The 14,784-nt window shown below is 59.8% G+C and carries 13 protein-coding genes; 7 read left to right on the forward strand and 6 right to left on the reverse strand.

Annotated elements, in window-relative coordinates; genetic code table 11:
• Positions 1 to 2: 2 nt before the first annotated feature.
• Positions 3 to 890 carry a M48 family metalloprotease gene (locus AACY25_RS02585; RefSeq protein ID WP_339522339.1) on the forward strand — a complete coding sequence of 296 codons (888 nt, stop codon included), beginning with the start codon at positions 3 to 5 and terminating at the stop codon, positions 888 to 890.
• 101 nt (positions 891 to 991) lie between these two features.
• Here the strand turns inward: AACY25_RS02585 and AACY25_RS02590 are convergent, their stop codons facing one another.
• Both AACY25_RS02590 and AACY25_RS02595 read right to left on the reverse strand, forming a co-directional pair.
• On the reverse strand, positions 992 to 2,950 hold the full coding sequence (locus tag AACY25_RS02590) for an HD domain-containing phosphohydrolase (protein ID WP_339522340.1): 1,959 nt from the start codon (positions 2,948 to 2,950) through the stop codon (positions 992 to 994).
• 109 nt (positions 2,951 to 3,059) lie between these two features.
• On the reverse strand, positions 3,060 to 4,391 hold the full coding sequence (locus AACY25_RS02595; protein ID WP_339522341.1) for a spinster family MFS transporter: 1,332 nt from the start codon (positions 4,389 to 4,391) through the stop codon (positions 3,060 to 3,062).
• A gap of 419 nt (positions 4,392 to 4,810) precedes the next feature.
• Between AACY25_RS02595 and AACY25_RS02600 the strand changes: the two genes are divergently transcribed.
• Positions 4,811 to 6,898 (forward strand): hypothetical protein, encoded by a 2,088-nt coding sequence (locus AACY25_RS02600; protein WP_339523800.1) that lies wholly within the window; start codon positions 4,811 to 4,813, stop codon positions 6,896 to 6,898.
• Between the two features lie 46 nt (positions 6,899 to 6,944).
• Here the strand turns inward: AACY25_RS02600 and AACY25_RS02605 are convergent, their stop codons facing one another.
• The 4 genes from AACY25_RS02605 to AACY25_RS02620 form a co-directional block, all read right to left on the reverse strand.
• On the reverse strand, positions 6,945 to 7,727 hold the full coding sequence (locus AACY25_RS02605; protein ID WP_339522342.1) for a hydroxypyruvate isomerase family protein: 783 nt from the start codon (positions 7,725 to 7,727) through the stop codon (positions 6,945 to 6,947).
• The gene (locus AACY25_RS02610; RefSeq protein WP_339522343.1) at positions 7,724 to 8,629 is read right to left on the reverse strand and encodes an NAD(P)-dependent oxidoreductase; all 906 of its coding nucleotides are present in this window, start codon (positions 8,627 to 8,629) and stop codon (positions 7,724 to 7,726) included. The genes AACY25_RS02605 and AACY25_RS02610 overlap by 4 nt, the downstream gene beginning before the upstream one ends.
• Before the next feature lie 84 nt (positions 8,630 to 8,713).
• Positions 8,714 to 9,082, reverse strand: a complete 369-nt coding sequence (locus AACY25_RS02615) for a DUF5064 family protein (RefSeq protein ID WP_339522344.1) — start codon at positions 9,080 to 9,082, stop codon at positions 8,714 to 8,716.
• Between the two features lie 74 nt (positions 9,083 to 9,156).
• Positions 9,157 to 9,474: a DUF2288 domain-containing protein gene (locus AACY25_RS02620; RefSeq protein WP_339522345.1), complete on the reverse strand. Its 318-nt coding sequence runs from the start codon at positions 9,472 to 9,474 to the stop codon at positions 9,157 to 9,159.
• A gap of 309 nt (positions 9,475 to 9,783) precedes the next feature.
• On the opposite strand from AACY25_RS02620, the gene AACY25_RS02625 reads away from it, so the two are divergent.
• The 5 genes from AACY25_RS02625 (at position 9,784) to AACY25_RS02645 (ending at position 14,677) form a co-directional block, all read left to right on the forward strand.
• On the forward strand, positions 9,784 to 10,905 hold the full coding sequence (locus tag AACY25_RS02625; RefSeq protein WP_339410013.1) for a branched-chain amino acid ABC transporter substrate-binding protein: 1,122 nt from the start codon (positions 9,784 to 9,786) through the stop codon (positions 10,903 to 10,905).
• Between the two features lie 118 nt (positions 10,906 to 11,023).
• Entirely contained in the window at positions 11,024 to 11,947 is a 924-nt protein-coding gene (gene livH / locus AACY25_RS02630; RefSeq protein WP_339410014.1) for a high-affinity branched-chain amino acid ABC transporter permease LivH, read from the forward strand.
• Entirely contained in the window at positions 11,944 to 13,212 is a 1,269-nt protein-coding gene (locus tag AACY25_RS02635; RefSeq protein WP_445262107.1) for a high-affinity branched-chain amino acid ABC transporter permease LivM, read from the forward strand. The genes livH and AACY25_RS02635 overlap by 4 nt, the downstream gene beginning before the upstream one ends.
• Positions 13,209 to 13,976, forward strand: a complete 768-nt coding sequence (gene livG / locus AACY25_RS02640) for a high-affinity branched-chain amino acid ABC transporter ATP-binding protein LivG (protein WP_339522346.1) — start codon at positions 13,209 to 13,211, stop codon at positions 13,974 to 13,976. The genes AACY25_RS02635 and livG overlap by 4 nt, the downstream gene beginning before the upstream one ends.
• Positions 13,976 to 14,677, forward strand: a complete 702-nt coding sequence (locus tag AACY25_RS02645; protein WP_339522347.1) for an ABC transporter ATP-binding protein — start codon at positions 13,976 to 13,978, stop codon at positions 14,675 to 14,677. Before livG ends, AACY25_RS02645 begins: the two co-directional genes overlap by 1 nt.
• Positions 14,678 to 14,784: the final 107 nt, after the last annotated feature.

The raw sequence follows: 14,784 nt of genomic DNA on the forward strand, positions 1-14,784 counted from the left end.
ACATGCAAACAGCCGTATTACTCAAATGCGCCAGCCTGCTCGGCCTGATCGTTAGCCTCAGCGCCTGCCAGGGCTTGGAAGGCATGCAGATCCAGGGCGTGGATCTGGGCAAACTGGCCAGCGCCGGCCAGCACCTGACCAACATGGGCGAGAAAAGCGTCGATGAAGAGCGGGTAATTGGGCAGAACACCGCCACCATTCTGCTGAGCAAGGCAGCCGTGCTGAACAACCCGCCGCTGCAGGCCTATGTCAATCGCGTCGGGCTGTGGGTCGCCCAACACAGCGAACGCCCTGACCTACCCTGGCGTTTCGTCGTGCTCGACAGCCCACAGGTGGCCGCCTACGCCGCACCAGGCGGTTACGTGTTTATCACTAGTGGCATGCTGACGCGGATGAACAGCGAAGCGGAATTGGCTGGCGTACTGGCCCATGAAGTTGCACATGTGGTGCAGCAGCATCACCTCAAAGCCATTCAGCAACAGGCGCAAACCGGCCTGCTCACAGACCTCGCTACCCTCGCCGTGCAAGCCGGCGCCGCCGACAAGGGCGGTAGTCAAGCCGGCGAGCTGACCGACCGTTTTAGCCGCAGCGTCAGCGACCTCTACAGCCGTGGTCTGGACCGTGGTGATGAATACGAAGCCGACGCCATGGGCGCGGTCATCGCCACCCGCGCAGGCTATGACGCTTACGGCCTGGCCGGCGTACTGCAGACCCTCGGCACTACCCGGCAAAACGATGCAGCGCTCACCAGTTTTCTCAAGGTGCACCCGGGTATCGACGACCGCCTACAGCGTCTACAACCGGTCTATTTGTATATCGAGAAAACCGCCAGCGGCCCAAGCCAAAGCCTGGATGCCCGCTATCAGCAGGCGCTTACTGGCAAACGCTAGAAGCAGACAGCCATTACAGAACCTGTTTTGGATCTCGCGAGCTAAAGCGAGCCTGTTTTTAACGCAGTCTCGCCGACGCGCAGCAGATCCAAGGCAGGTTCTCAGTGGGTGTGGGGATGTTCGCGGGTACAGGACGGCTCGTAATCGCACACGTGATGGCTAAACGGTGAGGTAGTGTGCGAGCCCGGCGCACCCGTCACCTGGAAGCAGCGGCTAGCAATAAACAGCTGCACCAGCTCGGCGTCGAGCAAACCGCTCTGCGCCTCACTCTTGAGAATATCCAGCGCCCGTTCCAGCGGCATTGCCGGCTTATAGGGGCGATCAGCTGCGGTCAGGGCGTCGTAGATATCGCAGATCGTCATGATTCGTGAAGCGCAGGGAATTGCATCGCCAATCAAGCCTTTCGGGTAACCGCTGCCATCGAGTTTTTCGTGGTGTGCCCCGGCGATATAGGGCACGCCTTGCAGGTCTGGGGTCCAGGGAATCAGGCTGAGGAACTGCTGGGTGTGCACCACATGCCGCTCAATTTCTTCGCGCTCAGCGGTGGTCAGGCTGCCCTTGCGCACTGCCAGCGCACTGAACTCACTCTCGCTAAGCAGGCTGACCAAGCAATTGCCGGGGGCCTTGACCAACTCACCCTGTACTTCCTGCAGATGCTGGAAATCGCCCTCACTGAGCATGCTCGGCTCGTTGGCCTGGATGATGTTGCTCAGGTAGCGCTCCAGCCGCTCGCACTCATAAGCCAGCTCGGCTTCCAGCTGCAGGTGCCGTTCATCGCTCAGGCCACCCTGATGACGGTAGGCATGCAGCATCTTGCGCAGGGTCTGGTTGTGCAGGTTTTCCTGGGCCAGCGCGACTCGGTAACGCAGGTTTTCCAGCACCTGTTCGGGAAGCTTCTTGGCTTTGACCAGCACATGCTCGCGCACCCCGACTTTACCGAAGTCATGCAACAAGGCAGCGTAACGCAGCTCGCGTAGGCCATCGTTGCTCAGCGCCTGTTCACGCAGGCGCGCCTCGGGCGCATAGGGCAACTGATTGGCCAGGGTCAGGCACAGCTCAGCAACCCGAAAGGAATGACCACTGGTAGTAGGGTCGCGCTGTTCGATGGCAAACACCGAGGCTTGAACAAAGCCGTCGAACAACCGGCTGATGTCATCCAGCAACTGGCGATTCTCGATCGCCACCGCCGCCTGACTGGCCAATGCGCGCAGCGACACCGCGGTTTCTTCATCGAAGGCAATCAGCTCAGGTTCCAGCTGACCGCGGCCCTTACGCTGGCGGTTGATAAACTCCAGCACGCCGACCACTTCATGGCGATGATTGCGCATCGGGATCGCCAGAATCGACATAGTGCGATAGCCCATCTGCAGGTCAAAAGAGCGGTTGAAACGATACGGCGCATCCACGGCAATCGCATACACGTCCTCGATATTCAGCTCGGTACTGGTCAGCGCCACGTAGCCGGCAATCGAGGCCTTGCTCAGTGGCATGCGCTGGTCCTGAAAGCTGTTCTGGCTGAGTGTGCCGTTCTGCGTCAGCTTGAAGATCAGCTGCGCCGGCGCATCCGGGCGGCGACTGACCAGAAACAGCGAGGCAGCGTCGCTGTTGGACAAGCGCCGCCCTTCGATGAGGATTTTTTCCAGCAAACGGTCCAGGTCACGCTCGGCCGACAGCGCCAGGCCTACGTCCACCAGCTTGCTCAGGTCATCGTGTTTGCCGGCCAGGGCGGCGGCCAGCTGTTCGGTTTGATGACGCAGGCTGTACTGCTCACCGGCAAAGCGCAGCAGCGCCGACAGTTCCTCGACACTGGCATGCGGCGGTAACGGCAAGACACCGGGCTGATCCATGCAACCCACCAGAATCGCGCCACAACCCAGCCAGTCGGACAACGGCCGCAGCGCCAGCAACCGCTCGTCAAGCAGCACCAGCGCCAGGTCATCCGGCAACGCGTCAGGCGCGTCAATCACCTGCAAGGCCAGCGGGCACTGGGTCAGAATGTTGTAGAGGGGGTGTTCGACAAGCGCATTGCTGTGGCCCAGCACAAGGCGGGAAGTGCCCATGGTGGTTGTCCTCAGTCGCAGTTGCGTGACAGCAGTGCGACTGAGTATTGCACAGGATTTAGCGGTTGCTCGGCTGTCCGGCACATGCCGGATAGCCTGACGAAATGACTTAGCTAGCGGGGTGCAGCTGCATGCCCTGCTGCATTGTCGCAGCATCGGCTACAAAGCAGCGCGAGGCTTGCAGCAGCGCCACCATCGTCAGCATCAAGGCCACCGGAATCAGGTACATGGCGTTGTGCAGGCCGACAGCCTTGAAGGTTTCGTTCATTTCACTGGCCCCGGCAGCGAGCATCGCCGCATGGGAATAGTGATCCGAGAGCATGCCCACCGCCAATGGGCCAAGGCCGCCGCCGAGCAGGTACAGGCCGGCGAAGAACAGCGCCATGGCGGTGGCGCGCAGACGTGGCTCGATCACATCCTGAATCGCGGTGTAGACGCAGGTGTAGAAGTTGTAGGCAAACAGCCAGCCAATGCTGAACAGCGCCACAAACACGGCGATCTCAATCCGCCCGGCCAACAGGGCGTAGCCCGTGGCGACGGAGGCGATCAACATACTCAGGGCGGCAAACAGCAGTCGCCCGGTCTGCCAGCGCTGGTGGATCTTGTCCGCCAGCCAACCGCCCAGGGTCAGGCCGACCAGGCCGGTCAAGCCAACGATTACCCCGGTGGCCATGGCCGCCTGCTCCAGCGGCATCAGGAAGTAGCGCTGCAGCATCGGCACCATAAAGGAGTTACAGGCATAGGTGGCGAAGTTGAAGGCCAGGCCGGCCATCACCAACCACCAGAAGGTGCGGATCGCCAGCACCTTGCGCAGGGGTTTATCCACCGGAGTAGTGCGCGATTGCACCAGCTCGGCCGCACCGCGCTTAGGCTCTTTGATAAAGAACATAAACAGCGCGAGGATCAGCCCCGGCACCGCCGCGATAAAGAACGGCGCCCGCCAGCTATCGAAGGCCTTGACCATTGCGCCAATGGTGAAAAATGCCAGCAGCAGACCAATCGGCAGGCCAAGCATAAAGATGCCCATGGCCCGCGCACGCTTGTGCGCCGGAAACAGATCGCCGATCAGCGAGTTGGCTGCCGGCGCATAGCTGGCCTCGCCAATACCGACGCCCATGCGAACCAGCAGGAAGCTCCAGAAGTTCCAGGCCAGACCGTTGACCGCGGTCAGGCCGCTCCAGACTGCCAGGCCCCAACCCATGATCTTGCGCCGCGCGCCGGTATCGGCCATGCGCCCCAACGGAATGCCGGCAATCGCATAGACGATGGTAAAGGCGGTACCGATCAAGCCCAGCTGCAGGTCACTGAGGCCCCATTCCATGCGGATCGGCTCGATGATGATTGCCGGAATGGTGCGGTCGAAGAAGTTGAACAAATTGGCGAGAAAAAGCAGGAATAGAATGCGCCAGGCATTCGCCGCTTGTAGGGACTGCTGCTGCATGGGATCCATCTCTTGTTGTTATCGAAGCAGGTCGGTGGCGCATTGGCCAACCGCCGTATCCAGCATGTGCAGGCGCAATCTAGAGCCTTGCGTCTATGCTGTCTGTGACTATTTGTTGCGTGTATGCCGGGTAATGGGCGCCCGCGCAACCACGCAAGTCACAAAGCGCATCGGAAAAACTCTGGATATGCCTCAGTAAAACCGGGTGAAACAGCGAGATTTTCCATTTTTCATGCTACAAACAAGCCTGTTGAGTGAAATGTGGCCATTTGCCTCTCCACCCTCGTTAGCCGCCGGACTGTCTCTAAATGAAAACAAAAAAAGACGCTGTGACCACCCCCGCGACCGAAGCCACACTGGCTGACCTGGCTGATACCCTACTCGCCCCCCTCGAGCGCCCCTCCCCGCTGAAGCCCCCTATGCGGCTGGACAGCAGCGGCGAGCAGTACATGTATTTCACCGAGCGCGACATTGATCGCATCCTCGATAACCTCGACGGCCTACGCAGCCTGGTGTTCCCTCCAGCCCCGCAGGATGACGACAACGAACGGCGGGTGCAGCACTTCCCCTCAGTGTGTTTGATCGGCCTGGGCCGCTGCGGCTCGAACATCGCTTTGGATGTCGCCTCACTGGTCTACAACGCTCGGCAGTTCTACCTGAGCGAATTCAATAACGAAGAAAAAACCGTCTCAGAGCAGGATTTCCGCCCCACGCGCTGGATTCGCAGCAACCTGCTGCGCGCACCGAGCAAGGACAGCAAACCGGTATTCCTGATTGAACCCCTGGTGATGCTGGGCGACCTGGACAAGGACATCGAGGGGCGCATCCGCTTCTCACGCAAGGGCGAAACCAGCGGGTTCCTCAGCGACTACAGCAAGATGAAAATCATGGACCTTTCAGAGGTGCATGCGGGTGGCGCCGGTAACGCGCCGATTCTCGGTCAATACCTGGCCAAGATCATCCTTAACAAGGACACCCAGCGTTTCACCAACGAAGACTGGAAGTTTATTCACAGCTACCTGATCGACTCCTGCGGCATCAAGGCCAACCAGTCGCGCCTGTACTTCTATATCTTCAGCGCCGGCGGCGGCACCGGCTCGGGCATGGCCTCGGAATTCGGCCTGGCCCAGCAATTCGCCTACATGAGCAAGACCTTCGATACCAAGAACTTCGATGAAAGCCCGGAAAACCGCGACCACAGCTTCGTCTTCGAACCGATCTTCACCAGCGGCATCTGCATCCTGCCGAATATCTCCGACCAACGCAGCGAGATGTCCGAGGCCCTGCATATCAACGCCGGCCGCCTGCTGTGCAAGTACCTCGCCGAGGAGTGGGACTTCTCCTACAACTTCGACAATGAAGAGAACAGCGAAGCCAGCGTGATGCGCCGCATCCGCCCATGGAACGCGATGATGTTGATCTCCAATGACATCATGCGTTACGCCGAAGAAAGCGATGACGGCAATATCCAGAATATCGACGTCAACGCCATGGAGCGCCACGCCAACCAGTACATCTCGCAGCAGATCTTCAACATCCTCACCGCCCAGGCGGTGACCACCGACTACGACCAGAATTACTTCCGCCGCGCCGGCATCGACATTGGCGAAACCATCCGCCTGGACGCCAACGACCTGTTTATGAGCTTGGCCGGCCCGGTGGCCGTGGCCTACGCCGAATCGGTGGTGCCCGAGCAAAGCGCGGCGACGCTGGAGAAATTCCGCGTGCTGGACAAGGAGCCATCGCGGCTGAATATCGACGACCTGTTCTTCCGCTCCATCGACCTGCCGCACTTCAACAAGGTGACCCAGGCCATCGAGGGCATTAGCCTGCTGCCGATCGAGTCCAAGCGTTATCGCGAAGCGCTGGATGAGTACAAGAAGTCCGACTACAACGCCGCCAAACTCAGCGACCTGCACTTCTTCAAGAACTGCTCCTCGGTGGTGTCGATCGTCTCGCTGCCGAAAGACTACAAGCTGTCCTATATGGATCTGAACCGGCTCAAGACCCACCTCAATAGCCTGTTCCCCAACACCACACTGAAGCGTTATGCGCTGGTGATTGGCGCCTCGGCCAACCTGTCGCTGACCACTTTGATCGCCAAGAGCCCGTGTCTGTCGGACGACTTCCTGACGCTGATCGTGGCCTTTATCAAGCGCTGCTTCGCCCGCGACCCACACCGCTTCGATGAGAGCCTGGACAACGCCATTCTCGATTTCATCATGAGCGATGAGTTCGACGAAGTGCGTGTCGACGCCATGCTCAACGAGTACGAAAACCCGGCGAAGATCCTCGATACCAATTGGTACGCGATCAAGCCGATGTACGAGAAGAAGTACCGCGAGCTGATCCACGATCAGGACAAGTTCGTCTCGATCAACGATATCCGCCTGTCACGCGACAGCGTGAAGAAAGCCATCAAGTACCTGCGCGAGATCTACCGCCACCGTATCGGCAAGACCCGGGTTATCTCGCTCAACAAGTACGCCGAAGACAAGCCCGAGTAAGCCACTTCTATCTGCAACCCGAGCCGTCGGGTTGCAGATAAGCGTCTCAGGCTACTCGCCATTCACTCAACCAGCCCAAGCTAGCCTGGGTGCCCGCCTCTCCTGGTCGATACTCGGCCGCCAACCAGCCCTGATAACCACTGTCACGCAGAGCCTTGAGCAGCGCTGCAAACTGCAGCTCGCCAGTGCCCGGCGCACCGCGGCCGGGGTAATCGGCAAACTGCACATGACCGATACGTCCTGCCAGCAACGCGATGCCCGCGTGCACATCCAGGCCCTGCCGTGCCATATGGTAGAAGTCGTACTGCGCGGCCAGATTGGGATGGGCCACGGCTTTGAGCAGAGTATCCAGTTGCTCCGGTGTGTTGATCAGAAAGCCCGGCATATCCAGCGGATTGATCGCTTCCACCAACACGCCAATACCCAACACCTGAAAGGCCTCGGCGGTCTTGCGTAGGTTGTCGATCAAACAGGCCAACGCTTGTTCAGGCTCAACGCCGTCAGCCAACCTCCCCGGTAGTACATTGACCAACGCAGGACGCACCATGGCGGCGTAGCTCAAGGCCTGCTGCAACGCGGCATCAAACTCACCCTGTCGCGCAGGCACAGCAGCCAGTCCGGGCCCGCCGCTCATCAAATCGCCAGCCGGCAGGTTGATCAGCCGCAACGGCATGCCCGCAGCCTCCAGCGCCTCTTTAAGGCGAATGGCCGGCAGCTCGTAGGGAAATTGGATTTCCACGCCATCAAAGCCGGCAGCGGCAGCAGCCACTACTCGCTCGATCAGCGGCAATTCAGTAAACAGCAGCGACAGGTTGGCCGCAATTTTCATGACTGTGGCTCTTGAGGATGTCCCGCGCGGTACAGCTGCACCAGAGTCGCCGGGTCACGCTCCAGATTGCCCTGACTGCCATGCTGACGCATCAGCTGTGCAGCCAGGCCACTGAGCGGCGTAGCCGAGCCAACTTGTTGCGACAGTTTGACCGCCGTATCTAAGTCCTTGAGCAGGGTGCGCACATGCCATTTGACCGGCTCGAACTGACTCTCGGCCATCTGCGGCGCGAGAATCTGCAGCGGCTTGGAATCGGCGAAGCCGCCGGCCAGCGCTGACGCAATCAGACTGGCATCGACCCCAGCCTGCTCGGCAAGGGCGACCACCTCGGCGATCACCAAGGCGTTACAGGCGACAATCATCTGATTGCACACCTTGGTCACCTGACCCGCGCCAACCTCGCCCATGCGCGTCAGGCGCTGCCCCAGATGGGCGAGAATCGGCCGCACCCGCTCGATATCCTCAACCCGGCCACCGGCCATGATCGCCAACGTGCCATTGGCAGCCCCCGGCGTGCCGCCGGAGACCGGCGCATCGATCCAGTGCATGCCGCAACTGGCGTGCAATTCGACAGCCATCTCGCGTGTGGCCGCGGGTTCCAGGCTGGAGAAGTCCACCAGCAGCTGACCAGGCTTACCCGTTTCCACAATGCCGCCCGGGCCAAACACCACTTCGCGTACTACATCGGTGTTGGCCAGGCAAAGCATGACGATATCCGCCTGATCACAAAGCTGCGCCGGGCTGGCAATAACCTGCGCGCCCAACGCGTGCAGGGGCGCGCACTTATCAGGGGAACGATTCCACACGCTCAGCGGATAACCGGCGGCCAGCAGCCGCTGGGTCATGGGCAGCCCCATCAGGCCAATACCAGCAAATGCCAAAGCAGGAAGGGAGGTGGACATAGGCAGACTCCGACTCATTGATGGCCGCCATCTTAACCTAGCGGCACTGGAACCTGTCCCGTCAGTCAACGCCCGAGCAACGACCTACAGACCGTCTTTTTCCAGATGATCGAGATTGACCGGCTCACCGCTGTGCGCACCGAGCTTGGCGCGAATATCTTCGAACATCAGGTCGTACTCGGCGTGGCTACGCATGATCAGGCTGCTGTTGGTCGGCAGGCCATGTTTGTGCGCCAGGCGCGTGGCCACACTGGCGAAGTTGTAGGCGGTATCGCGGTGCAGCTCGAAGACTTCTTCAAACGCCTTGCCGTCCACCTCCCCCTGCATACGCATATGCAACATTGGGCCTTCGGTTGGGTCCTGGCGTACTTCGTAATGGAGGTCAACGCTAAACAGCGGTGCGTCGTCCGTAGCCAAGGTATTGGCGCGATGCAAGTGTCCGGGTTCAAACATGCTGGCAGCTCCTGCAATCAGTCGTGGTGCTGCCAGCATAGTCACTCAGGCTGACCTGAGCTGCACGCGCCAGATCAGTGCAGCGGCGCACGCTCGCTACGTTCCTGCGCCAGCACCCAGGGCGCCACTACCACCGCCCACAGCTCTGGATCGCGCTTTAGCAGGTCTTCAGCGCGGCTGTCGTCAGCCTTGCTCAAGATACCTGCGGCCAACCAGGCGGCGACTTTGTCCTCATCGTTCTGCGCCACGGCCTGCGCCACTTCGATCAGATCCTGGCTGCCGTCGACCAGCAGCAAGGCGCCGCGAGCGAAGAAAGGTTGTAGCTCCTGCCAACTAATAGCTGCAGTTTCACCAAGCAGCTTGGCATAGAGGGTGCTAGGTTGTTCTGTCATGGATTGCCCTGTCATAGATGACCGCTTTTTAAATCGGCCGCCATGATAGCGTCGCCCAGCCCGCTGGCAAATTCGCAACGCAGTGCGCGACGTTGCCAACGGCGCGTAAGACACGCCGTTTTTCTATACGTTTATTGCGTTAAAGCGACACCCCAGGGTTTTGCCCCCAGCAAGCCGCTTTTCAAGCCGCAAAGCCGCGCTCTACACTGCACCGGTACAGTTGCCGGGGGGATGACCGGGGAAACAACCCGGTTCTGCAGCTTTGGCCGCCAGAACTACAACAATCAAAACCAATAAGAGTGGAGCACTATGAACAAGGCTACTAAGCAGATTTCCAAACTGTTTGCCGCCATGGCCATGGCTGGCGTTGCCAGCTACTCGGTAGCGGCTGACACCATCAAAATTGGCCTGGCAGGCCCAGTCACCGGCGCCGTCGCGCAATACGGTGAAATGCAGTTCATCGGTGCCAAGATGGCCATCGAGCAGATCAACAAGGCCGGCGGGGTGAACGGCGCAATGCTCGAAGGCGTGGTGTATGACGACGCCTGCGATCCGAAACAAGCGGTTGCCGTTGCCAACAAAATCGTCAACGACGAAGTTAAGTTCGTCGTTGGCCACCTCTGCTCCAGCTCCACTCAGCCAGCGTCCGACATTTACGAAGACGAAGGCATCCTGATGGTGACCGCGGCGTCCACCAGCCCGGACATCACCGCCCGCGGCTACGAGCTAGTGTTCCGCACCATCGGCCTGGACAGCCTGCAAGGCCCTACCGCCGGTAACTTTATCGCTGACCACGTCAAGCCGAAAGCTGTTGCCGTAATCCACGACAAGCAGCAGTACGGTGAAGGCATCGCCACCGCGGTCAAGCAGACCCTGGAAAGCAAAGGCACCAAAGTTGTTCTGTTCGAAGGCATCAACGCCGGCGACAAGGACTTCTCCGCCATGATCGCCAAGCTCAAGCAAGCCGGTGTGGACTTCATCTACTACGGTGGCTACCACCCAGAGCTGGGCCTGCTGCTGCGTCAGTCGGCTGAGAAAGGTCTGAGCGCCAAGTTCATGGGCCCTGAAGGCGTAGGCAACAAGGAAATTTCGGCCATTGCTGGCCCGGCTTCCGAAGGCCTGCTGGTAACCCTGCCGAAGTCGTTCGACCAGGACCCACGCAACCAGGCGCTGGTTGATGCGTTCAAAGCCAAAAATGAAGACTCCAGCGGTCCGTTCGTGTTCCCGGCTTACGCTGCGGTACAAGTGATCGCCGAAGGCATCACCAAGGCTGGCGATACCGACACCGCTAAAGTGGCCGCAGCCCTGCGCGCCAACAGCTTCGACACCCCGACTGGCAACCTGGCCTTCGACGAGAAGGGCGACCTGAAAGACTTCAGCTTCGTGGTTTACGAATGGCACCAGGACGGTACCAAGACTGAAGCCAAGTAAGCACTTCGCCTGAACCCAAAACCCACTGCTTCGGCAGTGGGTTTTGTTTATTAGAAAGAATTCCGGTTGCACGCTGCGCCATAAGCGCTGCATTGCGTGACGACCCAGGAGTTAGGCAATGCCTGATCTTTATCACTACCTGCAACAGCTGGTTAACGGTCTGACCGTTGGCAGCACCTATGCCTTGATCGCCATCGGCTACACCATGGTTTACGGCATTATCGGCATGATCAACTTCGCCCATGGTGAGGTTTACATGATTGGCTCGTACGTAGCCTTCATCGTGGTCGCCGGCCTGGCCATGTATGGCCTGGACAGTTTACCCATCGTGATGATTGCGGCCTTTGCCGCCAGCATCATTGTCGCCAGTGCCTATGGCTACAGCATCGAACGGGTCGCCTACCGCCCTCTGCGCGGCGGCAACCGTCTGATTCCGCTGATTTCCGCCATCGGCATGTCGATCTTCCTGCAGAACTTGGTACTCCTCTCCCAGGACTCCAAAGACAAATCGATTCCCAACCTGCTGCCGGGCAACTTCATCTTCGGTGAAAGCGCCATGAATGGCGTGGTGATTTCCTATATGCAGGTGCTGATTTTCGTCGTCACCTTCTTTGTCATGGTCGGCCTGACGCTGTTTATCTCCCGTTCACGCCTGGGCCGCGCCTGCCGCGCCTGCGCCGAAGACCTGAAGATGGCCAACCTGCTGGGCATCAATACCAACAACATCATCGCCCTGACCTTCGTTATCGGCGCCGCGCTGGCCGCTGTGGCCGCCGTGCTGCTGGGCATGCAATACGGCGTGATCAATCCGCACCTGGGCTTCCTCGCCGGAATCAAGGCGTTCACCGCAGCTGTACTCGGCGGTATCGGCAGCATCCCTGGTGCAGTGCTCGGTGGCCTGCTGCTGGGTGTAGCCGAAGCTTTCGGCGCCGATATCTTCGGCGACCAGTACAAAGACGTGGTGGCGTTCAGCCTGCTGGTACTGGTACTGCTGTTCCGCCCGACCGGTATCCTCGGCCGTCCGGAGGTTGAAAAAGTATGAGTACCTCCATTAAGAAAAACCTCAAGACCGCAATCTTCAGCGCCCTACTGGTGCTCGCTGTGGCCTACCCGGTTATCGGCCTGAAACTCTCCACGGTCGGTATCAAGCTCGAAGTACAGGGCGCTAGCCCGGCGGTTCTATGGACCATCTTCGGCTGCTCGATTGCCATGTTCTTCTGGCAATTGTTCCGTAACCACCTGAGCGCCGCCTGGAGCCACACGCCCAAGCTGCCTAGCATGCCGAGCAAAGCCAGTGAGTTTCTCACCCTGCCCTCGACTCAGCGCTGGATCGTTCTTGGTCTGATCGTCGTTGCCCTGGCCTGGCCGTTCTTCGGCTCGCGCGGTGCAGTAGATATCGCCACGCTGATCCTGATCTACGTGATGCTCGGTCTCGGCCTGAACATCGTGGTCGGCCTGGCCGGTCTGCTTGACCTCGGTTACGTGGCCTTCTACGCCGTGGGCGCCTACAGCTACGCGCTGCTGTCGTTCTACTTCGGCCTGAGCTTCTGGATCTGTCTGCCGATTGCCGGCCTGATGGCGGCGTTCTTCGGCTTTATCCTGGGCTTCCCGGTACTGCGTCTGCGCGGCGACTACCTGGCCATCGTCACCCTGGGTTTCGGCGAGATCATCCGCATCCTGCTGAACAACATGACCTGGCTGACCGGTGGCCCTAACGGCATCGGCTCGATCCCCAAGCCAACGCTGTTCGGCCTGTCGTTCGACCGCAAGGCCGCCGAAGGCATGCAGACCTTCCACGAGTACTTCGGGGTTGCCTACAACTCGATCAACAAGGTGATCTTCCTCTACCTGATCGCCCTGCTGCTGGTGCTGCTGACCCTGTTCGTGATCAACCGCCTGCTGCGCATGCCAATTGGCCGTGCCTGGGAAGCGTTGCGTGAAGACGAGATTGCCTGCCGTGCCCTGGGCATGAACCCCACCGCGATCAAGCTCTCGGCCTTCACCATCGGCGCCTGCTTTGCCGGTTTCGCTGGCAGCTTCTTCGCCGCGCGCCAAGGTCTGGTCAGCCCGCAATCGTTCACCTTTATCGAGTCGGCGATCATCCTCGCCATCGTCGTGTTGGGCGGCATGGGCTCGCAGCTCGGCATCATCCTCGCGGCAATCGTGATGATCCTACTGCCGGAGCTGGCACGTGAATTCAACGAATACCGCATGCTGATGTTCGGCGCGCTAATGGTATTGATGATGATCTGGCGTCCGCAGGGCCTGCTGCCCATGCAACGTCCGCACCTGGAGCTGAAGCAATGAGCCGCCCGATTCTAGAAGTAAGCGGCCTGTCCATGCGCTTCGGCGGCTTGCTGGCCGTTAACGGGGTGAACCTGCAGGTTGCAGAAAAACAAGTGGTGTCGATGATCGGCCCCAACGGTGCCGGCAAGACCACCGTATTCAACTGCCTGACCGGTTTCTACCAGCCCACCAGCGGCAGCATTCGCCTCAATGGCGAGCAGATCGAAGGCCTGCCTGGCCACAAGATCGCCCGCAAAGGCGTGGTGCGTACGTTCCAGAACGTGCGCCTGTTCAAGGACATGACAGCGGTGGAAAACCTGCTGGTCGCCCAGCACCGCCACCTCAACACCAACTACCTGGCGGGCCTGCTGAAGACTCCGGCGTTTCGCAAGAGCGAACGCGACGCTATGGAGTTCGCCGCGTATTGGCTGGACCAGGTCAACCTGACCGAGTTTGCCAACCGCACGGCCGGCACCTTGGCATACGGCCAGCAACGTCGCCTGGAAATTGCCCGCTGCATGATGACCCGCCCGAGCATCCTGATGCTCGACGAGCCAGCCGCCGGCCTCAACCCACGCGAGACCGACGACCTCAAAGCACTGATCCGTGTACTGCGCGATGAGCACAATGTCACCGTGCTGCTGATCGAGCACGACATGAAGCTGGTCATGAGCATTTCCGACCACATCTATGTGATCAACCAGGGCACGCCCCTGGCGGACGGCACGCCGGAGCAGATCCGCGAGAATCCGGACGTGATCAAAGCCTACCTGGGGGAAGCGTGATGCTGTATTTCGAGAACGTTTCCACCTTCTACGGCAAGATCCAGGCACTGCATGACGTCAACGTCGAAGTCCGTCAGGGTGAAATCGTCACCCTGATTGGCGCCAACGGTGCCGGCAAGTCGACTCTGCTGATGACCCTCTGCGGCTCGCCCCAGGCGAGCAGCGGCAGCATCCGCTACCAAGGTGAAGAGCTGATTGGCCAGGACACTCCGAGCATCATGCGCAAGAGTATTGCCGTGGTGCCGGAAGGTCGCCGGGTGTTCTCCCGCCTGACCGTGGAAGAAAACCTGGTGATGGGCGGTTTCTTCGGCAGCAAGGCCGACAATCAGGAGCAACTGGACAAGGTTCTGCACCTGTTCCCGCGCCTGAAGGAACGCTTTGCCCAGCGCGCTGGCACGATGTCCGGCGGTGAACAGCAGATGCTTGCCATCGGCCGTGCACTGATGAGCAAGCCCAAGCTGCTGCTGCTCGACGAGCCGTCACTGGGTTTGGCACCGATCATCATCCAGCAGATCTTCGACATCATCGAACAGCTGCGCAAGGAAGGAGTGACGGTGTTCCTGGTCGAGCAGAACGCCAACCAGGCGCTCAAGCTGGCCGACCGTGGCTATGTGCTGGAAAACGGCCGGATCGCTATGCAAGGCAGCGGTCATGACCTGCTGAACGATCCAAAGGTACGTGACGCCTACCTAGGCGGCTAACGCTCAAACAACAGCCCTTCGGGGCTGTTGTTCATTATGCGTAAGCGCCGTGTTCGTCTGCGCACTCCAACGCACAGCTACAACCGCCAAACGGCGCTGGCATTTTG

Source organism: Pseudomonas sp. EA_35y_Pfl2_R111 (genome assembly GCF_963970955.1).
Taxonomy (GTDB): Bacteria; Pseudomonadota; Gammaproteobacteria; order Pseudomonadales; family Pseudomonadaceae; genus Aquipseudomonas.